Genomic DNA, 21,039 nt, shown 5'->3' on the forward strand with positions numbered 1-21,039 from the left:
CGTTCACTGCTTCGTTGAGCAGCTATGTTGCATCATTGCGGCATGGCTGTTTTTTTGGTTTTGAAGTCGCATGCGGGCGCCGATTCTAAGCCAAGAAGCTGTTCCTATATGGATGAGACAGCTTCTTTCATGCTCGGCGATGTTCTGCTGAAGCGAAAATACATGATGAATATTGCGGCCCAGCTGCACGCTCATGCCGAATTTACCGTTCACCTTCAATAATTCTCATGAAGCGAGAGGTGCAACCCTTTTTTTGAAAAACGGTATTAAGAGGTATTCATCATCTTGCGGCAGCACGCCGCTTGTTTAAATTCCGTTTAAACAGGCAAGGTAAAGTAAAAAGCGTAGCGGAGAGAAGAGAAATAGAGGAGTGGTAGTTATGAAAGACAAAAAAAGCAACGTTAGGCGGTTTATTGGACTTATCATGGAGACGAACCCTCCGAAAATGATGCTGTCCATAGCGGTTATATTAAGCGTGATCACGACGCTTGTAAGTTTGACGATTCCCTTGTTTACGAAAAACATGGTCAACGGCTTCTCGCTTGGCTCCTTGAGCACGACACAAATCGTCTTGATGGCAACCGCATTTATTGCGCAGGTCGTATCGGGCGGCTTGTCGGTATATTTGCTGCATTACAGCGGCAACAAGATTGTATCGTCCATCCGCGAGCGGCTGTGGAGCAAGATGCTTCGCCTGCCTGTCCCGTATTATGATAACAAAGCCTCGGGCGATACCATTAGCCGTCTAACGAACGATACGGCGCTGCTAAAGGGGCTTATAACCGATCATGTGACCGGCTTTTTCACCGGTATCCTATCCATTATCGGCGCCTTGTCGATCCTTTTTTACATGAACTGGCAAATGACGCTCATCATGCTTACCGTTTTCCCCGTGGCAGCTCTCATTATGGTGCCGATCGGCCGCAAGATGTACACGATCTCGAAGGCGACGCAGGCCGAGAACGCAAAGTTCACTTCGGTTGTGAACCGCGTTGTATCAGAGATTCGTTTGGTAAAGGCATCGGGGTCCGAGCCGGCAGAGTATGAGCAGGGACGCAGCGGCATTCAAAACCTATTCGGCTTCGGCTTGAAGGAAGCGCGCATGCAGGCGCTAATCTCGCCAATGGTCTCGTTTATTATCTTGCTGCTGCTCGTATGCTTGATCGGCTTTGGCGGCGTGCAGGTTTCCTCCGGCGCCATGACAGCCGGAGAGCTGGTCGCATTCATTATGTATTTGTTCCAAATCATGCTGCCGATTACGCAAATTTCACAGTTTTTCACGCAGTTCCAGAAGGCAATGGGCGCAACGGAGAGCATTATTGGTATTATCGAATCGGAAGAGGAAGATCAGGATAGCGGCAAAGCGGTTACGGAAATGAATCAAACGCTTCAGGTCGATCATGTTTCTTTTGCCTATAAGCCAGAGGAGCCGATCCTGCGGGATGTGAGCCTGACGATTGAAGCGGGCAAGGTAACGGCGCTCGTGGGACCGAGCGGCAGCGGCAAGACAACGCTATTCTCCCTGCTGGAGCGGTTCTATGATCCGACCTCGGGGGCGATTCGGCTTGGCGGGAAGGACATTCGGGATGCGTCCCTGCGCTCATGGCGCAGCCAGATCGGGTACGTATCTCAAGAAAGCCCGATTATAGCAGGCACCATTAAGGATAACCTATGCTACGGGCTATCACGGGACGTTACGCAGGAGGAGATCGAGCAGGCAGCGCGAATGGCTTATGCGGACGGTTTTATTGAAGCACTGCCTGGCGGCTACGATACAGAGGTTGGAGAAAGGGGCATCAAGCTGTCAGGCGGCCAGCGTCAACGGATAGCAATAGCTAGAGCGCTGCTTCGCGATCCGCGTATTCTTATGCTTGACGAGGCGACCTCGAATCTGGATAGCAAATCAGAAGAGGTCGTGCAGGATGCGCTCAAAAACCTGATGATCGGCAGGACAACGATTGTTATCGCGCATCGATTGTCGACGGTTGTCGATGCGGATTCGATCGTGTTCCTAGAGAAGGGCGCCATTACCGGCGTCGGAACGCATGAGCAGCTTTATGCGAGCCACGCGATGTACCGCGAATTCGCGAACGGCCAGCTGCGCATGAACAAAACGGCTTCCTAAGTGAGAAATGAGGGATTAAGATGGGGTATTTGCTCGTAGTAGACGATGATCCGCACATACGGGAGCTTATTCATGTCATTCTTCAGAAGGAAGGACTGCTCGTGCAGGAAGCTCCGGACGGGCAAGCAGCGCTTGCTCAGATGGAGCAAGCGCCCGCGGATATGGTCATTCTGGATATTATGATGCCGAATATGGACGGCTGGGAGCTGTGCAAGGAGCTGCGCAAGCAGTATGACGTTCCGCTGCTTATGCTTACGGCCAAAGGAGAGATGGGCGATAAGGTAAAAGGCTTTAATCTGGGGACCGACGACTACTTGGTAAAGCCGTTTGATCCGGCGGAGCTGACGGTCCGGGTTAAGGCGCTTCTGAAGCGCTACCGGATTGCGGTTTCGCAGCAGGTGTCTGTGGCGGAGCTGATGCTGGACCGGCAAACTTATGAGGTAAGGATTGGCGCTGACTTCTTCACGCTCCCTCCGAAGGAATTTGAGCTGCTGTTCATGCTGGTCAGCCATCTGGGCAGAACGTTGACGCGCAACCAGCTTATAGAGGGCATTTGGGGATATGACTTTGACGGCAATGAGCGTACGCTTGACGTTCATATCAACCGTCTAAGGGAACGTTTTGTATCATGGGACATCTCCATTAAGATCAGCACGATCCGCGGCTTAGGCTACCGGCTGGAGGCTCTGAAATGAAGCGGCGCCATTCCATAGCCGGCATGGTGCTTCGCTTCGCGGGAGCCATCACCATGCTGTTTGTGTTCAGCGGCTTAGCGTTCTCGCTTGCGTATTGGCTGACGAGATGGTTTTACTCGCATCATGAAGTCGCTTTGCCCGAATATCTTCTTCAGCTCGTTAACTGGGCGCTTGGCATCCTTATTCTCATACTGCTGGCGGGTACCGTGAACTTGGTGACGGTGCCGAAGCAAAGGAAAGTCTGGATTGAAATGATGGATGCGCTCAAGCTGATGGCAAAGGGCAATTTCAATATTATGCTCGACCGCGACAAGAAATACCATGGGCAGATCGGCGAGTTCGTGCAATCCATCAATGACATGGCGCATGAGCTGAAGCAGGTGGAGCTGCTTCGGCAAGAATTCATTTCGAACGTATCCCATGAGATTCAATCCCCCTTGACTTCGATTCGGGGCTTTGCCAGCACGCTGCAGCGGGAAGGGCTTAGCCCGGAGGAGCAGCGGCATTATTTGTCCATTATTGAGAAGGAAACGACGAGGCTCTCCAAGATAAGCGATAACTTGCTTAAGCTGACTACGCTTGAGTCGGAGCAGCAGCAGCTCGATCCAAAGCTTTACCGCCTGGACACGCAGCTTGAAAACATTGTGCTCGCTTGCGAACCGCAGTGGCTGGAGAAGGAGCTTGAGCTGGAGCTTGAGCTGGAAGAAACGACGATCGAAGCGAACGAAGAAATGATGAGCCAGGTGTTTGTGAACCTGATCCATAATGCCATAAAATTCACGCCGGTTGGCGGGAGCATTAAGATCGTAATCCGCCATTCTCCGAGTGATGTTAAAGTTATGGTTGCCGATAGCGGTATCGGCATATCCAAGGAAGACCAGCTGCGGATATTCGAACGCTTCTATAAAGGGGATAAGCAGCGGACGAGAACGGCAGACGGAAGCGGGCTAGGCTTATCGATTGTCCAAAAAATCGTCGAGCTTCATCACGGGGCAATCAAGGTGGATAGTCAGTTGAATCAGGGCTCCTCCTTTGAGGTGTCGCTTCCTCTTCCATAGCGGGAGAGCCGGCTGTCCGTTACTGCACTCAGAGAAAGCCGATTTTCAATATCCATATTTTAGCCCCCGCTCATTTGTTTCAAAGTACGCGAATAAGGTTAATCTTAGCTATATCGCAAGCAAAGAGAGGGGAAGATAAATATGGGTCTATTATGGACATTAATTGTCGGAGGCGTTATTGGTTGGTTAGGCGGTTTGATCGTAGGTCGCGACGTTCCGGGCGGCATCATCGGTAATATCGTAGCTGGACTTGTCGGAGCTTGGTTAGGTACGCTCTTGCTAGGCGGATGGGGTCCTTCGGTAGGCGGATTCGCGTTGATTCCAGCTATCATTGGAGCGATTGTAGTCGTACTGATTCTAAGCGCGATTATGCGCGGATCAAGAAGAGCGTAAGTACGCTTTTGCCAAAACTTGATAAAACCGTTGTTGAAGTAGTAACGTATACTTCAATAGCGGTTTTTCTGCGTCTATAAAGCTAGAATGGAAGAGGTCGAACAAAATGCTTATAACAATTGGTAGTATTGCCTTATGCGTGGTCATCGTTTATTTGGTTCTGCGGTTTTATCCGGCATTCGGCGCTGGACCGTCCAAGAAGCAGCGTCAGCGGCTCAGCGGGTCGGAGCAGTATGCCAGCAAAAGGTTCGTTAATGCCATACCGACCTCGATGGAGACCTCGACAGGTGAGAAGCTGAAGCTGCTTATCGCGTTCATGAAGGGCAATCCGCACGCGAGGCCCGGCAAGCCGATCGCTACTCTGCAGATGGAAAACGTTTATTCGCCTGAGGCAGGCTCGAAGCCTAAGCTTACCTGGTTCGGGCATTCGGCTGCCATGCTGCAGCTTGACGGTAAAAACCTGTTGCTAGACCCGATGTTCGGTAAAGCGCCTTCCCCATTTCCGTTCATTGGAGCAAAAAGATTCAGCAGCAAGCTGCCGTTTGAGATTGAGCAGCTGCCGATTATCGATGCCGTCCTTATTTCCCACGACCACTATGACCATCTGGATTACGGTTCAATCGTTAAGCTAAAGGACAAAGTGAAACGGTTCATTGTTCCGCTTGGCGTAGCGCAGCACCTCATAAAGTGGGGCGTGAGCCCTTCCATTATCGAGGAGCATGATTGGTGGGACGAGTTTCAATATGATGGGCTGCGGCTTGCCTGCACGCCGGCGCGGCATTTCTCCGGGAGAAGTCTCTCGGATCGCGACGCAACCTTGTGGTGCTCATGGGTCATTCACGGCGAAGCCGCCAAAATCTTTTTTAGCGGTGACAGCGGTTATGGCCCGCATTTCAAAGAAATCGGAAATAAATACGGGCCGTTCGATCTTACATTAATGGAATGCGGACAATATGACATGCGTTGGGCAGACATACATATGATGCCCGAGGAAACCGTACAGGCTCATTTGGACGTGCGGGGAGAGGTGCTGATCCCGATTCACTGGGGTGCTTTCACTCTTGCGCTCCACAGCTGGTCGGACCCTATTGAACGTGCAGTGAAAGCAGCGAAGGCGCGCAGCGCAAGGATAGCGACTCCCCGTATAGGCGAGACGGTCTTTATTCATGGTGCTGCTTACCCCTCTTCGGTGTGGTGGAATTAATATGAGAGAGCCCTTCCGGGTTTCATTGAACTGTGACCCATAGGTAGGGACTTTTTTAAAAGTGTCCTTCCTAGAGGTCACAGTTCGCATGCGGGAGGGCTCTTGCATTTATTGCCGCAGGATAACTGCATTTTTATCATCCCAGCGCCACTGTGTCCTTTCATCACCTAGAAAGAATCCGCCAAGCCAGCTGCCGCAGCCGCTTGGCCTTGCCCAGTCGCTTTTGCAGGCCAACACCGCTTTGCCTCGTTCGGTAAGCATGATATTGGCTTGTAGGAATTGGTCTGGTGAATCATGCAGGCCGGGAATAGGTACATCGTTTTCTATGCATATTAAGGGATCATGGCCTTCCGACAACTGCTTAAGTATGAACCAATACTGCAGGTCGCCTAGCCCGAGCCGGTGATGTTTATTGCTTATTTGTTGAAAGAGCTGCAGGGGAGTATGGCATTTTGCCGCAAGCAGCTCCAGCGTCGTTTGCTCAATAAGGCCAAGACCGTTCCGAACAGACGGATAACGGGCTAAATGAAGCTGGAGCGCATCATGCAGGAACGGCAGCGCCGACGTATCTTCCTTCAGCAGCTCCGCGATAGCCATCGGATGCTCAGCGACGAATGCTTCCCATGCTTTTTTGCCTAATGCTAGCTGTTTACCGCTGATTTCGCTCCAAGTATGGTTGAGCGTGGAGAGCTCAGCCGCGGTCAATTGACCTAAGCCGTGAAATAAAGCAATGCCTGGAAACTGGTCAATGCTTAGCAAATACAGCTTGGTGCTGCCCAAATCCTGCCGCGCGAACCAATGGAGCAAGCAGCTCAGCATCGTCTGGTCATACAGATCATGCTCGAACCAGAGCACAATCTCGCGGTGCTCGCGAAAAGCTGCGAGCCGGCGTTCCTGTGTCTCGGCAGACGATACCCACTCGAGCGGCGGTATGCCAAAGGCCTGCTCCATATAGGCAGCTCTGCGCAGCTTGTTCTCAGCCAGCTCGGGCAGCAGAAAGACGGGACCGAACGTGTACATTTCCCTCCATACAAGTACCTCTCCCTGCACGCCAGCCTCATGGAGCTTGCTGCCAACCGAATCTCCGTTAACAATGTGAATCATCGAACCGCCTCCTTGTAAGTTGATATTCGCCGATCGGGAACGGTTTGGCAACGGGCAAAACAAATCATTTGAAATAAGGTGTTGACAACGCCCCGAAAATATATTATCTTTAATTCAAGATATTTAACTTAAAGACATGCGAAACGCGGAAGGGAGTGAGCATCATGGCAAACGACAATCCGAAACCGAATGTATCATTGGAACTTTTCATTGCTTTGTCGAGAGCGACCCAATGGGTCAACGCGCATGCGGATCGCGACATACGAAGCAACGGCTTGAATCGAACGGAATTCGGCGTGCTGGAGCTGTTATACCATAGAGGACCTCAGCCCTTGCAGCAAATCGGTGAGAAGGTATTGATGAGCAGCGGTAACATTACGTACGTTGTGGATAAGCTGGAGAAGAAGGAATTGGTTCGCCGCAGAGCATCAACCGAAGACCGGCGCCTCATTTATGCGGATTTAACGGATCAGGGCAAGCAATTCGTAGAGAATGTATTTCCCGGACACCAAGCGGTTATCGAACAGGCAGTAGACGGGTTGTCATCGGAAGAGAAACAGCTTGCAAGCAAGCTGCTTAAGAAGCTGGGGAAATTTGCGCAGGAGCATTACAAGTAGCGAGGTTAGCGTACAGCTTGCGGCCTCTTTCTTGATAGAAGCCAAACGGACTCTCGCGGCGGGAAGCTGCCGGCAACCGTTTACGCTTGTCAATTATCTTTAATTAAAGATTCTTTAATTAGTAATAAAAAACAAAAAATGGAGGAATTAAAATGAGTATTGCATTGGGATTGTTAATCGTTCGTCTGGTTGTAGGGTTGTTGTTCGTGGGTCATGGCGCACAGAAGCTGTTTGGGTGGTTCGGAGGCTACGGCCCTAAAGGAACCGGCGGCTGGCTGGAGTCGATTGGCGTTAAACCGGGTGTAGCAATGGCAGTGGTTGCGGGCCTCATGGAAATTGTCGGCGGGCTGCTGTTCGCAGCAGGGCTTCTTACTCCGATTGCCGCAGTATTGATTGTTATGACGATGCTGGTTGCAATCGTTAAGGTACATGGGCAGAATGGATTGTGGGCAACTGCAAACGGCTATGAATATAATCTCGTGCTTTTAGCCATTGCTATAGGTGTTGCATTAACAGGAGCGGGTGAATATTCAATCGACGCACTCATTCGTTAATCTGAGATTTTGTTAGTTACAATACTTTTGGAATTCATATAAAATAAGGAGAGTGTTTAAAATGACAAACAAAACAACAGGTATCCATCATGTCACCGCTTTTGTAAGAAATCCGCAGGTAACGGCTGACTTTTACGCAGGGGTGCTAGGTCTTCGCTTGATTAAAAAAACAATTAACTTTGACGCACCTGAGGTTTACCATCTGTACTTCGGTAATGAAGCGGGAAGCCCGGGCACGATCATAACGTTCTTTCCTTGGGAGAACTCACGCAAAGGAAAAGTCGGCGCTGGACAGGTGGGGTACACGACATATGTGGTGCCTAACGATGCTTTCGATTTCTGGAAAGAGCGCTTCACGAAGCTGAACGTAGCGTTCGCCCAAACATCGAGATTCGGCGAGCAGTACCTGCAGCTTGAGGATCCGGACGGCTTGAAGCTGGAGATTGTGGCTCGTGAACCGGGAGCGCCAAGCAAATGGGCATTCGGCGGAGTACCGGCAGAGAAAGCGATTAAAGGCTTTGGCGGAGCGATCCTGTACAGCGCGGCGCCTGCAGCAACGGCCGAGACGCTTGTTAACGTAATGGGTCTTGAAAAAATTGGCGAAGAAGGCGGGTATGCGCGCTTTCAAGCTTCCGGTGATCTCGGAAACCTTATCGACGTTAACGTGGAAAGCATGGAGCTTGGCCATGGAGGAGCAGGGACCGTCCACCATATTGCTTGGCGGGCAAAAGACGATACGGAGCATGCGCTTTGGAGAAGCCAAGTCGAAGGCAGCGGTTTCCTTCCTACTCCGATTGTTGACCGGCAGTACTTTAACGCCATCTACTTCCGGGAAACCGGCGGCATATTGTTTGAGATTGCGACAGATCCTCCGGGCTTTGCCCGTGACGAGGATGCGGAGCACCTAGGCGAGAAACTGATGCTGCCTGAGTGGTACGAAGGTCGCCGCAAAGATATCGAGCAGCTATTAACGCCTTTTGACATCAGGGTATTGGAGGAGGACAAATGATGAAGCATATATTCAAGCAAGGAACGGATCCGGCGGCACCAGTACTTCTGCTGCTGCACGGCACGGGCGGAACGGAGCGGGATTTACTCCCGCTCGCTGACCGGTTATCCCCAGCCTCATCGGTGCTCAGCGTAAGGGGCAACGTGCTGGAGAACGGCATGCCGCGTTATTTCCGCAGGCTGGCAGAAGGCATCTTTGATTTAGAGGATCTCGTGTTCCGGACCAAAGAGCTGAATGATTTCCTAGATAGTGCGGCAGAGCAATATGGGTTTGACCGCAGCAACCTTGTGGCGATCGGTTATTCCAACGGCGCTAACATTGCAGGCAGCCTCTTGTTCCACTATCAGGGAGCGCTGCGCGGAGCGATTCTGCATCATCCGATGGTACCGATTCGCGATGTAACGCTGCCGGATCTGACAGATGTCCCTTGTTTTATCGGGGCAGGCTCGAATGACCCGCTGTGCACGCCTCAGGAAACCGAGGAGTTGAATGGAATGCTGCAAGGAGCAGGAGCTTCCGTTACGCTCCACTGGGAGCAGTTCGGGCATCAATTGACGAGCTCGGAGGTCGCAGCAGCTGCGGCTTGGTATGCAAATACATTCAAAAGCGAGTAAACCGGATTGCATGCTAGAATAGGAGGGTTTGTCCGTGAAATCGATTGATCCAACAAGCCAAAGCGTACAGGATAATTACAAGCTGCTCATCGGCAGCATCATACCGCGGCCGATTGCTTTCGTAACGACGTTATCAAGCGAGAGCGTGCTGAATGCGGCGCCCTTCAGTTTTTTTAATATCGTTACGGCAAATCCGCCGATGGTAGCGGTATCCGTACAGCGCAAACCGGGCGGTGTCCAGAAGGACACCGCCCGCAATGCCGTTCATGCCGGCGAGTTCGTCGTACATATTGCGCAGGAAGGCTATATTGAAGCGATTAACGTGACTGCGGCGAATGTGCCGCCGGATGAAAGCGAGGTAGCGCTTGCGGGTTTAACCACGGTAGCAAGCGAGTGCATCGCCGTGCCTGGCGTAGCTGAGGCGGGCATACGGATGGAATGCGTGCTGGAGCAGGCGCTGCCGCTTGGCGGAGACGGGCAATCGCCTGCCTGCGACCTATTGATCGGCAGAGTCGTCCGGTTCCATATCGACGAGGCCTTATACGAGAAAGGCCGCATTGATGCCAAGGCTTTGAAGCCGGTAAGCCGGCTTGCCGGAAGCGACTATGCAAAGCTGGGTGAACAGTTTATGATTGAACGACCTCAATAAGGAAAAAGAAAGGAGAGAATAATGGTCATCGCAAGCATTATATTTGTCGCCATCGTTGCAGTAGAGCATGTTTATATTCTTTTGCTAGAGATGTTTTTATGGAATACGCCGCGCGCGCGCAAATCCTTCGGCACGACGAGGGAGTTTGCGGAGAGCACGAAGTCGCTTGCAGCCAACCAAGGATTGTATAACGGCTTTCTGGCAGCGGGGTTGGCATGGGGCCTATTTCATCCGAATGCCGAATTCGGCCAGCAAATTCAGCTCTTTTTCTTAATTTGCGTGCTCGTTGCTGCCGTATACGGCGGTTTGACCGCGAAGAAGTCGATTCTCGTCGTACAAGGCTTGCCCGCGCTTATCGCTCTCCTATTCGTCATACTTGCTTCATAAAATGTTCAAACGCAAAATGCCCGTACCTTGGTGATAATTACCGGTACGGGCTGTTTGCGTTTGGTTTAAAAGGACACTTTTGCGTAAGGAAAATAAAAAGTATTACTAAGTATTATATTGTGATGTAGACCATGCAAGGAAGCCTAGCCCAATGAAAAGGACGAAGGTGCAAACGGCTGCCTATGATAACGGCATTATCGTGGATGGAGTATGCACCGCAATTGACGGGTATTGCGGAAAGCTAACAATATCCTAAAGCATTTCTCTCATTATTCTAATGATATTTTGATAGGATGGGGGTACTATGCAGCACAAATGCCATATCAGCTGTCAAAAAGGAGAATATTAAATGCCCGCCGCTAAGAAAATGGACTCGATATCGAACCTGTCCTTCCGCTTTAAGCTTCCTGCCATGATATGTCTGCTCGTGTGTGTCGTATTATCGGCTACCAGCATGATTTCGTACAAGATCGCTTCGAGCATTACGTTAGACAAGAGCAAGGATGAGATCAAAGCAATTTCCGACAGAATTGGGGAGGGCTTGTTTTCTTCCGTACAGCTCGAGCAGCAGTCGGTTTTTTTATTATCCATTAATTCGGCGCTTACCGACTTAGTGAATCAGCGGAATACGGGCAAGTTGGCGGACGAAGCCTTCTTCTCAGCTGCGAATGAGGTCCATGTGAAGGCGAACCAGACGCTCATATCCAGCATCAAGGGCATGCCAGGCATTGAATCGCTTATGCTGATTGATAAGACCGGCGTGATTATCGCATCCAACAATCCTGAAATTATAACGAAAACAAGATCTGATCGGCAGTACTTCCAAGACAGCCTGCAAGGTAAAACGGTAGTCAGCGAAGCGCTGGTATCCAAAACAAGCGGCAATCAGGTAAACGTATTCTCGTTGCCCGTACTTGATTCCAGCGGCAAGGTGCAGGGCGTATTTATCGCAACGGCCGTTACCTCCTTTTTCGTAGACAAGCTGGCGAACATTCAAATTAACACGGAAGGAAAAGTAATCATTCTGGACCGAGTAGGAACCATCGTCTACCACTCCGGAGACGAGGCGTTGATAGGCAAGCCGATGGAAACGGCAGAGTATGCGGATATTTCGATGCCAAGCACTTCAGGCAAGCTGGCCCAAGGCGAAGTAAAGCTGAAGGACAAGGCTGCCTACTACTCCAAAATCCCTTTATCCGACTGGACCGTCATTGTCGAGGATCCCTATTCGGATGTGAATAAGCCCCTGCAAGCGATGCTAAGGCAGATGATGACCGTAATGTTGATTGCTCTGGTATTATCGATAGCGGTTGGCGTGCTTATATCCCGGCTCGTCACGAAGCCGATCGTACAGCTGACGGGACTTTTCAAAAAGCTGTCCTCCGGTGATCTAACGACTTCGGCGACTGGCAAATACAATGGCGAGTTCAAGGAGCTGGCGGACAGCTTCAACACGATGGCAGGGCGCAACCGGGAATTGATTACGAGCATGAACGGCTCGATCTCTGTGCTTCACGGCAGTACGAGAGAGCTCGACCAAACCTCCGCTCGAACGTCTGCTTCCATTATGGAAACATCGACGACGACGTCGGAGATTGCGAAGGCGATGGAATCGCAGGCGAATGATACGGAATCCATCGTCAATAAGTTTATGGACGTGGGTGACAAAATCGCCAGCGCCACAGCCAAATCGTATACGATTAAAGAAAAGGCTGACGCGATAACCGAGATATTCGAAGCAAACCACGGGGTCATTGAATCTTTGGTTGCAATCAATGTACGGAATGAAGAAGAGGTTCGCAAAATTTCGGATATTACGCGCCAGCTAGCGGAGAGCTCATCCGGCATCGGCCGCATGACCGATGCGATTGCCGAGATTGCCAATCAAACGAAGCTGCTTGCCTTGAATGCTTCGATTGAAGCGGCACGGGCGGGAGAGCACGGCAGGGGCGGGAGAGCACGGCAGGGGCTTCGCCGTGGTGGCGAGCGAGATCCGGAAGCTTGCGGAGCAGACTTCCATACAATCGCAGGACATCAATGCCATCGTAGGCCTGACGATCAACCATGTTGAGCAGAACAACCAAAGCGTTCATGTTATTGAGGGCATTACGGAACAGCATAATGACAGCGTAGGCCAGACGAAACAATCATTCGAGCTCGTATCCGGGCATGTGAAAGATATAATTGAACAGGTTCGGGCGATGGCCGAAGAGCTGTATGAGGTCGAGAATGCGAAGAACGAAGTGCTCGATGCCGCTCAAAACTTGTCGGCTTCGGGCGAGGAAGTATCCGCGTCCGTCGAAGAGGTAACGGCAACGGTGCAGGAGCAGGCGGCTATGGTGCAGCAGCTAGCGGCAATGGTTACGACAATCGACAAGCTGACGCAGGATTTGGCGGTTGCTTCCGCGCAGTTCAAAACGGAATAGTACGAGAAGGCTGCTCCCCGACAAGCGATGCTCTGCGCATCCGGGGGCAGCCTTTTCGATATCTAGCAAGCTCCATGAAGGCTAAGCGCACTGATATGAAATGTTAGGGTAGATGTGGTATGTTAGTAGAAATAGCGTTTAACAGGAGCGGTTCGTCCATGAAGGTGAGTATTTTTGATGTGGCCAAAAAATCAGGTTTGTCGGTCGTGACGGTATCGCGGGTACTCAATAACTCAACCTCGGTTCGGCAGAAGAACAAAGAAAAAGTATTGCAGGCCATGAAGGATTTGAACTACCACCCGAACGCCTCAGCAAGGAGCCTGGCGAGCGGAAGGACAGGCATTATTGGGCTAACGCTGACCACCTTGCATGATACGGTGCTCGATGCAGTCGTGAAGGAAATAAATGATTGCTTAGCCGAGCAGGGTTACTTCTTGGCGTTATCGATTTCACCGGGTGACGAGGATTCCTTTCAACGCTCCATGTTCCAAGAAGACCGTGTAGACGGCGTCATCCTGCTGTCGCCTATGAATGCGGACATTTACGTGATGGAGCTGAAGAAACGAAAGATTCCGTTTGTCATTCTCGATAATCAGCAGCGCAATCCGTCGGTGCCATCCATCGTGGTCAACAATTATAAAGGCGGCTATGATGCTACGAAGCATCTTATAGACTTGGGACATACCGAGATTGCCCATATCAGCGGGCCAGATTCCTACTTAAGCAGCCGCGAACGTGAGCGGGGGTATTTGTTTGCGCTTCAAGAGGCAGGACTGAGGCCGTTCCATATCGAGCAGGGGACATTTGGCATTCCGTCGGGCCATAGCATTGCGATGCGCTGGATTCAATCGGGCCGTTTGCCTACCGCGGTTTTCGCGGCGGATGATTTTATTGCGCTTGGCGTAATGGATGCCTTTAAGAACGAGAGAATCCGTATTCCCGAGGATGTTTCCGTCGTTGGATTCGATGATCAGATCTATGCGGAGGAGTTCCGCCCGACCTTGACTACGATTCGGCAGCCGTTCGAGAAAATTGGACGGCAAGGCGTCGAGATTTTACTGAAGCTAATTAAAGACCCGTCCAAGCGCAATGTAACGATGGAGTTCGATCCCACTTTAATCGTAAGAGAGTCAACGGGAGCGCCCCGTCAATCCCCGGTTCCACTGAGAAAATGAATAGGCGCACGAAAAAGGAGCTAGGCGGCTTAAATGCGCTAGCTCCTTTGATTTTGTTACCCATGGGCAAATGAAGGTACTGGGTGCATTTGAAAGCCCGACCCTGCTTAGGCCTTTGCTTAACCTTTCACCGCTCCGGCAACGACGCCTTTGACGATGTATTTCTGCAAGAAAATAAATACGATAATCGATGGAAGCACGGCCATCACCATGGCTGTCATCGCGTATTGCCAATCGGAAGTATATTGGCCGACGAAGGTGTAAGCGGCAAGCGTCAACGTTTTGGTATCGGGCGAGCCGTTAACCATAAGCAGCGGCAGCAGGAAGTCATTCCAGATCCACATCACGTCGATGATGACGATGGTTGTCGTAACGGATTTCAGCAGCGGGAAAATAACGAGAAAGAACAGCTTGAAGCCGGATGCGCCGTCAATTGTCGCACTCTCGTCGATTTCCTTCGGAATGCCTTTCACGAAGCCGTGATAAATAAAGACGGCAAGCGGTGCGCCAAAGCCCCAATAAAGGATGCCAAGTCCCCAAGTGCTTTCGGACAAATGGAGATCTTTGGCGAGCTGAAGCACGGTAAGCATAATGGACTGGAACGGTATCAGCATCGGCATGATGCACACGATATAGAGCAGTCCGCTCCACCGCGTTTTCGTTCTGGCCAGCTTGTAAGCGGCAATAGAAGAAACGAGGATAATTCCCGCAAGCCCGACGGTCGTAATGACAAAATTGTTTAGAAAGAGCTTCGGATAATTGATGAACGACCATACATACGAGTAGTTCTCGAATACGAGCTGCTTCGGAAGGGCGACGACATCGGTCATGACCTCGCCGAAGCTCTTGAACGAGTTGTTAATGGCTAAGAACAACGGATATAGAAATACGAGCGAGAGGAGCACCATGACGATCTCAAGGACAATGCGGCCTGCTCTGCCTTTACTTTGCGTTTTCATCAGGCTTCAACCTCCCTGCGTTTGAAGAGCGTCAATTGAATGATCGTTACGAATAGGACAGCGACGAACAGAATAAGCGCTTTTGCCGTACCGTAGCCGTAAAGATTGTTTTGGAACGTATCGCGGTAAATGTCATAGGCGATGCTGTAAGTCGTACCGCCAGGCCCGCCGCCCGTGAGCGAGAGGATGACGTCGAATACTTTGATGGAATTCGTCAGCGCCATAAAGACGGATATCGTGATGGAAGGCGCAAGCAGCGGAAGCGTAATGCTGAAGAAGCGTCTCACCGGGCCGGCTCCGTCAACGGTTGCGGCTTCCTTCAAATCGTCAGGCACCGACTGCAGGCCCGCGATGTAAATGACAAGATAGAAGCCGATGGATTGCCAGATGGATACGAGCAGTATGGATACGAAGGCTAGCTTAGGCTCGCCGAGCCAGCTGAGATCGAAGATGCCCCAGCCTGTGCTTTGCCCAAGTGATTCGAAGCCTTGCATGAAAATGAATTTCCAGATGAAGCCAACGATCACAAGGCTTAGTATATACGGGATAAAGAAAGCAGCCCGCAGCCAAGAGGTCGTCTTAAGCTTCATATCCAGAACAACTGCCAGAAGAATGGCCAGTATGTTCACGATAACGATATATAGCACGGCATATTTAATCGTAAACCATGCGGAGTTCGCAAAGTTCGTGTCGCCCATGAAAATTTGCTTGAAGTTGTCGAGCCCAACGAATTTCGGATGCTTGGAAATCCCGTTCCACTTCGTCATGGAATAACGGATCGTCATCGCGAACGGAATGTAAAAAGCGACCGCGATACAAATTAATACAGGCAAGGTGAAGATGCCGAATTCGAGCTTCTCGCTCCATTTTCTACCTAATGATTTGAACATCGCCATACCTCATCTCTTTATGGTTCATCTAAATTTATATTTCAAAAAATCGGGATTAGCTATATTGTGTATTATAAAACAGCCATCCGCCCTGCAAAAATGGATTTAAGAAATCAGTTAGGGGTAAAAAGGTGAACTTCATGCTGTATTAAAAGGTGGTGGATTTTCTTGATGAACAGAGCGTTGCGGGCAATAAGGGAAACCGCCGAACGGGTGACCAGAAGGTTGGTGAACAAGCTTATTTTGCTTTTCACGACCATTATTATACTCGTAGTGGCGTCATTGACTTTTATTTCATATCAGATGTTCCAGAAGGAGTCGGTCACGAACAGCATTGCCAGCACTTCCAATAACCTGCTGCTCGTTAATCAGAACATGGAGGACTATTTGAAGGGAATGGAGCAGCTCTCGCTGCCGCAAATCCGGTTCGATGAAATTACGTATGCGATCATGCACGAATCGGAGGATTATGCCTCGAAAATGTACTTGGAGAACTATTTGCGCCAGCTGTATTATTCGAGAAACGATCTTCAGGCGATCTACCTTTACGTCGTGAACGAAAACAAATATTACTCGATTACGCAGGAAAATTATAATATCGCGGTCCGTACGGGATCCGACCCGAAGATTGCCGAGACACCGTGGTACGAGAAAGCCATGACAAGTCCTTTCAATCGCTCGTACCAATCGTTTGTCCAATCAGAAACCGAAGCAGTGGGCTATCCGATCGAGTTCGGCAACACCTTTATGGCATATCACAGGGTACTTCGGTCGATTGTATCGAGGCAGCCTCAGGCAGTCCTTTCGTTCTATTTCGACGATTCGGTCAGCGAACAGATTCTGAAGGATATCCCTTTTGACGAGGGACAGCATTTGCTTTTTTTAAGTCCGGACAACGAACCGTTCTATACGGATGACGAAGCGTTCTACAGAAGGGCGAAGAACGCCTCCATCACGGAAAAGCTGACAGAAGGAGCGAAAGGCCAGTTGACCTGGTCGGAGGGAAGCCAGAAGTATTTGGTTGTCTACGACATCGGCGAGCAGGAGGGCTGGAGGCTTGTTAAGCCGATTCCATACTCGCAGATTTATGAAGCAGCACGCACGACGCGTAATTTAGGCTTTATAATCGGCTTGCTGTTCCTGCTGCTGTCGATTATTATCGTTATTTATTTCTCCAATGCGATTACAAGGCCGCTTCAGAAGCTCTCTTATCATATGAGCCGCTTCAGCACGGGGGATTTCGATGCAGAGGCAGAGGTGAAAGGGAGAGACGAGATTGCGTATTTGTCCCGTCATTTTAATCTCATGGTGCGGCGGACGAACGATCTGATTAATGAGCGCTACAAAATGAAGCTCGTAGAGAAGAACGCCATATTGAAAGCGCTGGAGGCGGAAATAAATCCGCATTTTCTCTATAACGCGCTGCAGGCCATCTCTACGAAAGCGTTAAAGAATGAGCGTTATGATATCGCCGATATGGTGGATGCATTGGCGCTGACGCTGCGCTATTGCATCAGCGGGAAAGATATCGTGCAGGCGCGGGACGAGCTGAAGCATATCGAGAATTACCTTTCGCTGCAGAAAGCGCGGTTCGGCAGCAGGCTCCAGGTGGCGTATGAGTGGCAGGAAGCGCTGCTGGAGCTGGAGCTGCCGAAGCTCTCGATCCAGACGCTTGTCGAGAATGCCATCAAGCACGCGCTGGAGAAGGTATCAAGTACGATTACGATTGAAATCCGTGCTGCGGTTACGGAGTCGCATGCCGTCATTTCGGTAAGGGACAATGGGCCGGGATTCACGGCGGAGCGGCTGGAGCAGGTTCGGCAATCCTTCCTGCAGGCATGGGAAGATCGCGAGGATGAGAACGAGAGCATTGGGCTCGTGAATTTGAATACTAGATTGAAGCTGCTTTACGGAGACGAGGCAGAGCTGATTATCCATACGGATAAATCAAGCACGGAGCTGGCAATGTTATTACCGCGGGGAGGCGTGAGCCATGTATAGGGTGTTGATTATTGATGATGAAGAGCCGCTTCGCGAAGCGATTCGCATACTAGGCGATTGGAAGGGCTTAGGCGTTGCGGAAGTGCTGGAAGCAACCGACGGGAAGGTCGGACTTGCCATGCTGGCTGAGCATAAGGTCGATCTCGCTATGGTCGACATGAAGATGCCGGAGATGAACGGGATGGAGCTGCTTCAAATCATTGAACGGGATTATCCTGATTTGCTGACGATCGTCATTAGCGGCTATAACGATTTCGAATATACGCGCCAGGCGATCCGCTCCAAGGTTGTTGATTATTTGCTGAAGCCGGTCAACCGGCAGGATCTCAATGCGTCGCTGCGCAAGGCGATCGACGTGCTGGACGCGAAGCGCAAGAAGGACAGCGACTTCATTAATCGTAACATTACGCTGAATATGTCGCTGCCGCGGCTTAAGGAAAGAGTCTATTTATCGATCATCGAGCGCAGCTTCAAAAGCCAAACGAACGAAGCCTTCCTGCCGCTGATCGGTGCAGACGATCCCGGCAACCGCTTTACGGCAGTCGTTGTGCGCGTGCTCAATCTGGAGCAGATCCGCAAAAAACGGTTTCATCACGATACTGACCTGCTGCACTTCGCGGTCGCGAATGTCATAAATGAAATAGCAGGCGATCATTTCGGAGCCTTTAGCTTCGCAAGCCCGAAGCAGGAACGCGAGCTAATCGCGATCCTAACGATGAAGGGTGGCTATCCGGAGGACATCGCCTATCGGTCGGTTCATCAGTTAAATAAAGTCGTCTCTACCCTGAAGGAACTGTTCGGCATCGTGGTTGCCGTTGGGTTTGGCCATTCCACGCCCGATGCGCTGCAGCTGGCTTCCTCTTACGAGGCGGCAAAAGCTGCAATCAACGGCATTGACCTGCTTAAGCTTAACGGGGCAATTGTCATTGCGGCCACGGATAAAGCATTGGCCCCTAAGGAAACGCAGTCTTTGACAAGCCGGATATTGGTCATTCGCGGCGCATTGGAGAGCGGCAACATACATAACGCCAAATCCATCCTGAATGATTACATGAAGAAATGGCGCGCGTCGGATTGGTTCAATATCGGGGAAGCGGACCGGGCGCTGCATGAGTTCGTTATTTTGCTTAATGATATGGCGCTTGAGCTTGGCGCGCCGCAAGCCGAACTGCCGCTTGGCGGGGATCACGCGTTGCGGGATGTGGGCATTAACAGTGATTTTGAGAATTTGGAGCAATTCGAGCAGCTGCTGGCCGATATTTTGGATTATTTCAGCGGTCAAATTAGGAAATCGCTCTTGACGAATCAGCCCTTCGAAGTAGGGGATATTAAAACGTATATCGATAACCATTACTTTGAAGAAATCAAAATTTCGATGTTTTCGGACAAATATTTTCTGAGCAGGGAATACTTGATGAAGCTGTTTAAGCAGCAGTTCGGCTTCGGTATTCACGAGTATGTGCAGAAGGTGCGAATGGACAAGGCGAAGGAGCTGCTCGATGACCCGAATTTGAAAATCCAAGATATTTCCGAAATGCTGGGCTATAAGGATAAAAATTATTTCAGCAAGGCGTTCCGCAACTATTACTCGTTGTCGCCTAGCGAGTATCGGGCATCAAGCGGGAGTAGCTAAAAAGTGAACAGCGGTCAGCATGACACTTTTTTACCCTTAACTATTCACTTATGTGCATTCTTATCCGATTTCTTTTTCTTTAGAATAGGCATCGTAGACCACAACCAACGAAGGAAATGGGGGCATTTCAATGTTCAAAAGATTTCTGGCACTATCCGTCAGCCTCGTGCTGATTATCGGAATACTGGCTGCTTGCGGCAGCGACAAGAACAATTCGGCAGGCAACAACGAGGGCACGAATACCGGAGGAAATACGGAAGCCTCGGATAAGCCAGTGACGATCAATATGTTTACGGCCTCTCCCGAATACACGGACGCATTTAACGCATACATCGCAGAATACAAAAAAGTAAAACCGAACGTTACGATTAATCTCGAAATTATGCAAGCCGACTATAACACCGTATTGAAATCGAAGATTGCTGCGGGAAGCACGCCGGACGTGTTCCAAACGACTGCGGGCGGCGATATCGATACGTTCGCCGAATATAGCGCAGACCTTACAAACGAGCCGCTTGCGGCTGCAATGACGGATTCCGTCAAAATCAACATGAGCTCCAAAGACGGTAAAGTGCTTGGTTTCCCTGTCAAAGGAAACTTGATGAACATGGTTTACAACAAGAAGCTGCTAGCTGAAGCAGGCATCACAGAAGTGCCAAAAACAACCTCCCAAATGGAGGATGCAATCGCGAAGCTTGAAGCAAAAGGCATTACTCCTTTCGCCAATGCTTATAAAGAGTGGTGGGTATGGAAGCATATCTTCCAAAACTTCGTGAATGCGGCTGCTGAGGATGCAGGCATTACGCCGAAGGAATTGGTAGCTAAATTTATTGCAGGCGAAACGACTTTCAACGAGTACCCCGTACTAAAAGACAACTTCTTCAGCTTCATCGACACGACGGTCAAGCATGGTACGAGCAAGCCGCTTGAGCGTGACAGCAACGCAGAGGTAAGTGACTTTGCTTCCGGCAAAGCAGCATTCATGACCGGTAAAGGCGCTTGGGACGAGGAAGCGATTAAAAAAATTACGCCAGATTTCGAACTTGGTATCGTAGGTTACCCGGTAAGCGAAAAAGCAGAGCAGAACTTGCTTGTGACAGGCGCTGACCAAGCGCTTCGCATCAACAAAGACTCCAAAGTGGTTAATGAAACGATTGCTTTCTTCAACTGGCTGTACACTTCCGATTACGGTAAGAACTGGTTCTCCACTGTAGCGAAGGTTATTCCTCCAATCAAGGATGCTCCGCTTCCTGAATTGGATATGCCGAAGCAAATGGAAGAGATTCTAAAAACGGAAAAATCCGGCGACTTGTCGGTTAACTACTCTCTAGATACGTTCCACCAAAAGTTTGGTGAGTTGATGCAAGGCTATATCGGCGGCAGCAAAACGAAGGACCAAGCCATTGACGAAATCCAAAAGGCTTGGGTGCAATTCGGCTCCGCAGAATAAGTCTCGCGAATAAGCATGACCTTAACTCAGCACTTTTACAGTGCTGGGTTAAGTTGTTTTATGGGGACTAAATCAAACAGCTAAGGACGTGGGCAT

General features: G+C 50.4%; 20 protein-coding genes. 17 read left to right on the forward strand and 3 right to left on the reverse strand.

The features are described 5' to 3' along the window. Positions 1–379: 379 nt before the first annotated feature. The 5 genes from AC0YN3_RS14545 to AC0YN3_RS14565 all read left to right on the forward strand — a co-directional run bounded on the left by AC0YN3_RS14545 (position 380) and on the right by AC0YN3_RS14565 (position 5,475). Positions 380–2,125 (forward strand): ABC transporter ATP-binding protein, encoded by a 1,746-nt coding sequence (locus AC0YN3_RS14545; RefSeq protein WP_475775751.1) that lies wholly within the window; start codon positions 380–382, stop codon positions 2,123–2,125. 20 nt (positions 2,126–2,145) lie between these two features. Beyond that, positions 2,146–2,820 (forward strand): response regulator transcription factor, encoded by a 675-nt coding sequence (locus AC0YN3_RS14550; RefSeq protein ID WP_475775752.1) that lies wholly within the window; start codon positions 2,146–2,148, stop codon positions 2,818–2,820. Then, the gene (locus AC0YN3_RS14555) at positions 2,817–3,878 is read left to right on the forward strand and encodes a sensor histidine kinase (protein WP_475775753.1); all 1,062 of its coding nucleotides are present in this window, start codon (positions 2,817–2,819) and stop codon (positions 3,876–3,878) included. The genes AC0YN3_RS14550 and AC0YN3_RS14555 overlap by 4 nt, the downstream gene beginning before the upstream one ends. 141 nt (positions 3,879–4,019) lie before the next feature. Further along, positions 4,020–4,271: a GlsB/YeaQ/YmgE family stress response membrane protein gene (locus AC0YN3_RS14560; RefSeq protein WP_475775754.1), complete on the forward strand. Its 252-nt coding sequence runs from the start codon at positions 4,020–4,022 to the stop codon at positions 4,269–4,271. 271 nt (positions 4,272–4,542) lie between these two features. Continuing rightward, positions 4,543–5,475 carry an MBL fold metallo-hydrolase gene (locus tag AC0YN3_RS14565; protein ID WP_475776082.1) on the forward strand — a complete coding sequence of 311 codons (933 nt, stop codon included), beginning with the start codon at positions 4,543–4,545 and terminating at the stop codon, positions 5,473–5,475. 108 nt (positions 5,476–5,583) lie between these two features. On the opposite strand, the gene AC0YN3_RS14570 is transcribed toward AC0YN3_RS14565, so the two are convergent. Then, the gene (locus AC0YN3_RS14570; RefSeq protein WP_475775755.1) at positions 5,584–6,579 is read right to left on the reverse strand and encodes a DUF1835 domain-containing protein; all 996 of its coding nucleotides are present in this window, start codon (positions 6,577–6,579) and stop codon (positions 5,584–5,586) included. Positions 6,580–6,743: 164 nt separating this feature from the next. On the opposite strand from AC0YN3_RS14570, the gene AC0YN3_RS14575 reads away from it, so the two are divergent. The 9 genes from AC0YN3_RS14575 to AC0YN3_RS14615 all read left to right on the forward strand — a co-directional run bounded on the left by AC0YN3_RS14575 (position 6,744) and on the right by AC0YN3_RS14615 (position 14,010). Continuing rightward, on the forward strand, positions 6,744–7,196 hold the full coding sequence (locus tag AC0YN3_RS14575; protein ID WP_475775756.1) for a MarR family winged helix-turn-helix transcriptional regulator: 453 nt from the start codon (positions 6,744–6,746) through the stop codon (positions 7,194–7,196). Positions 7,197–7,348: 152 nt separating this feature from the next. Further along, positions 7,349–7,750 (forward strand): DoxX family protein, encoded by a 402-nt coding sequence (locus AC0YN3_RS14580; protein WP_475775757.1) that lies wholly within the window; start codon positions 7,349–7,351, stop codon positions 7,748–7,750. A 61-nt stretch (positions 7,751–7,811) separates the two neighbouring features. Then, positions 7,812–8,759: a ring-cleaving dioxygenase gene (locus tag AC0YN3_RS14585; RefSeq protein WP_475775758.1), complete on the forward strand. Its 948-nt coding sequence runs from the start codon at positions 7,812–7,814 to the stop codon at positions 8,757–8,759. Next, on the forward strand, positions 8,759–9,373 hold the full coding sequence (locus AC0YN3_RS14590; RefSeq protein WP_475776083.1) for an alpha/beta hydrolase: 615 nt from the start codon (positions 8,759–8,761) through the stop codon (positions 9,371–9,373). The genes AC0YN3_RS14585 and AC0YN3_RS14590 overlap by 1 nt, the downstream gene beginning before the upstream one ends. A 34-nt stretch (positions 9,374–9,407) precedes the next feature. Further along, entirely contained in the window at positions 9,408–10,022 is a 615-nt protein-coding gene (locus AC0YN3_RS14595) for a flavin reductase family protein (RefSeq protein ID WP_475775759.1), read from the forward strand. Positions 10,023–10,043: 21 nt separating this feature from the next. Then, entirely contained in the window at positions 10,044–10,409 is a 366-nt protein-coding gene (locus AC0YN3_RS14600) for a DUF1304 domain-containing protein (protein WP_475775760.1), read from the forward strand. A 349-nt stretch (positions 10,410–10,758) separates the two neighbouring features. Next, positions 10,759–12,480, forward strand: a complete 1,722-nt coding sequence (locus AC0YN3_RS14605; protein ID WP_475775761.1) for a methyl-accepting chemotaxis protein — start codon at positions 10,759–10,761, stop codon at positions 12,478–12,480. Further along, entirely contained in the window at positions 12,389–12,835 is a 447-nt protein-coding gene (locus AC0YN3_RS14610; protein WP_475775762.1) for a hypothetical protein, read from the forward strand. The genes AC0YN3_RS14605 and AC0YN3_RS14610 overlap by 92 nt, the downstream gene beginning before the upstream one ends. A 158-nt stretch (positions 12,836–12,993) precedes the next feature. Next, positions 12,994–14,010 carry a LacI family DNA-binding transcriptional regulator gene (locus AC0YN3_RS14615; RefSeq protein ID WP_475775763.1) on the forward strand — a complete coding sequence of 339 codons (1,017 nt, stop codon included), beginning with the start codon at positions 12,994–12,996 and terminating at the stop codon, positions 14,008–14,010. A 119-nt stretch (positions 14,011–14,129) separates the two neighbouring features. On the opposite strand, the gene AC0YN3_RS14620 is transcribed toward AC0YN3_RS14615, so the two are convergent. Together AC0YN3_RS14620 and AC0YN3_RS14625 are read right to left on the reverse strand one after the other, a co-directional pair. Continuing rightward, positions 14,130–14,969: a carbohydrate ABC transporter permease gene (locus AC0YN3_RS14620; protein WP_475775764.1), complete on the reverse strand. Its 840-nt coding sequence runs from the start codon at positions 14,967–14,969 to the stop codon at positions 14,130–14,132. Then, positions 14,969–15,859 carry a carbohydrate ABC transporter permease gene (locus AC0YN3_RS14625; protein WP_441942972.1) on the reverse strand — a complete coding sequence of 297 codons (891 nt, stop codon included), beginning with the start codon at positions 15,857–15,859 and terminating at the stop codon, positions 14,969–14,971. Before AC0YN3_RS14625 ends, AC0YN3_RS14620 begins: the two co-directional genes overlap by 1 nt. A gap of 171 nt (positions 15,860–16,030) precedes the next feature. On the opposite strand from AC0YN3_RS14625, the gene AC0YN3_RS14630 reads away from it, so the two are divergent. The 3 genes from AC0YN3_RS14630 to AC0YN3_RS14640 all read left to right on the forward strand — a co-directional run bounded on the left by AC0YN3_RS14630 (position 16,031) and on the right by AC0YN3_RS14640 (position 20,943). Beyond that, positions 16,031–17,860 (forward strand): cache domain-containing sensor histidine kinase, encoded by a 1,830-nt coding sequence (locus tag AC0YN3_RS14630; protein ID WP_475776084.1) that lies wholly within the window; start codon positions 16,031–16,033, stop codon positions 17,858–17,860. Beyond that, positions 17,853–19,493: a response regulator gene (locus AC0YN3_RS14635; protein WP_475775765.1), complete on the forward strand. Its 1,641-nt coding sequence runs from the start codon at positions 17,853–17,855 to the stop codon at positions 19,491–19,493. Before AC0YN3_RS14630 ends, AC0YN3_RS14635 begins: the two co-directional genes overlap by 8 nt. 130 nt (positions 19,494–19,623) lie before the next feature. Further along, entirely contained in the window at positions 19,624–20,943 is a 1,320-nt protein-coding gene (locus tag AC0YN3_RS14640) for an ABC transporter substrate-binding protein (RefSeq protein WP_475775766.1), read from the forward strand. The last annotated feature ends 96 nt before the right edge of the window (positions 20,944–21,039 follow it).

Source organism: Paenibacillus sp. J22R232, from assembly GCF_056269165.1.

What these genes read in the sequence shown, in the direction of transcription:
- AC0YN3_RS14545 (WP_475775751.1), top strand. Translation starts at nt 380, where the DNA reads ATGAAAGACAAAAAAAGCAACGTTAGGCGGTTTATTGGACTTATCATG.
- AC0YN3_RS14550 (WP_475775752.1), top strand. Translation starts at nt 2,146, where the DNA reads ATGGGGTATTTGCTCGTAGTAGACGATGATCCGCACATACGGGAGCTT.
- AC0YN3_RS14555 (WP_475775753.1), top strand. Translation starts at nt 2,817, where the DNA reads ATGAAGCGGCGCCATTCCATAGCCGGCATGGTGCTTCGCTTCGCGGGA.
- AC0YN3_RS14560 (WP_475775754.1), top strand. Translation starts at nt 4,020, where the DNA reads ATGGGTCTATTATGGACATTAATTGTCGGAGGCGTTATTGGTTGGTTA.
- AC0YN3_RS14565 (WP_475776082.1), top strand. Translation starts at nt 4,543, where the DNA reads ATGGAGACCTCGACAGGTGAGAAGCTGAAGCTGCTTATCGCGTTCATG.
- AC0YN3_RS14570 (WP_475775755.1), bottom strand. Translation starts at nt 6,579, where the DNA reads ATGATTCACATTGTTAACGGAGATTCGGTTGGCAGCAAGCTCCATGAG.
- AC0YN3_RS14575 (WP_475775756.1), top strand. Translation starts at nt 6,744, where the DNA reads ATGGCAAACGACAATCCGAAACCGAATGTATCATTGGAACTTTTCATT.
- AC0YN3_RS14580 (WP_475775757.1), top strand. Translation starts at nt 7,349, where the DNA reads ATGAGTATTGCATTGGGATTGTTAATCGTTCGTCTGGTTGTAGGGTTG.
- AC0YN3_RS14585 (WP_475775758.1), top strand. Translation starts at nt 7,812, where the DNA reads ATGACAAACAAAACAACAGGTATCCATCATGTCACCGCTTTTGTAAGA.
- AC0YN3_RS14590 (WP_475776083.1), top strand. Translation starts at nt 8,759, where the DNA reads ATGAAGCATATATTCAAGCAAGGAACGGATCCGGCGGCACCAGTACTT.
- AC0YN3_RS14600 (WP_475775760.1), top strand. Translation starts at nt 10,044, where the DNA reads ATGGTCATCGCAAGCATTATATTTGTCGCCATCGTTGCAGTAGAGCAT.
- AC0YN3_RS14605 (WP_475775761.1), top strand. Translation starts at nt 10,759, where the DNA reads ATGCCCGCCGCTAAGAAAATGGACTCGATATCGAACCTGTCCTTCCGC.
- AC0YN3_RS14615 (WP_475775763.1), top strand. Translation starts at nt 12,994, where the DNA reads ATGAAGGTGAGTATTTTTGATGTGGCCAAAAAATCAGGTTTGTCGGTC.
- AC0YN3_RS14620 (WP_475775764.1), bottom strand. Translation starts at nt 14,969, where the DNA reads ATGAAAACGCAAAGTAAAGGCAGAGCAGGCCGCATTGTCCTTGAGATC.
- AC0YN3_RS14625 (WP_441942972.1), bottom strand. Translation starts at nt 15,859, where the DNA reads ATGTTCAAATCATTAGGTAGAAAATGGAGCGAGAAGCTCGAATTCGGC.
- AC0YN3_RS14630 (WP_475776084.1), top strand. Translation starts at nt 16,031, where the DNA reads ATGAACAGAGCGTTGCGGGCAATAAGGGAAACCGCCGAACGGGTGACC.
- AC0YN3_RS14635 (WP_475775765.1), top strand. Translation starts at nt 17,853, where the DNA reads ATGTATAGGGTGTTGATTATTGATGATGAAGAGCCGCTTCGCGAAGCG.
- AC0YN3_RS14640 (WP_475775766.1), top strand. Translation starts at nt 19,624, where the DNA reads ATGTTCAAAAGATTTCTGGCACTATCCGTCAGCCTCGTGCTGATTATC.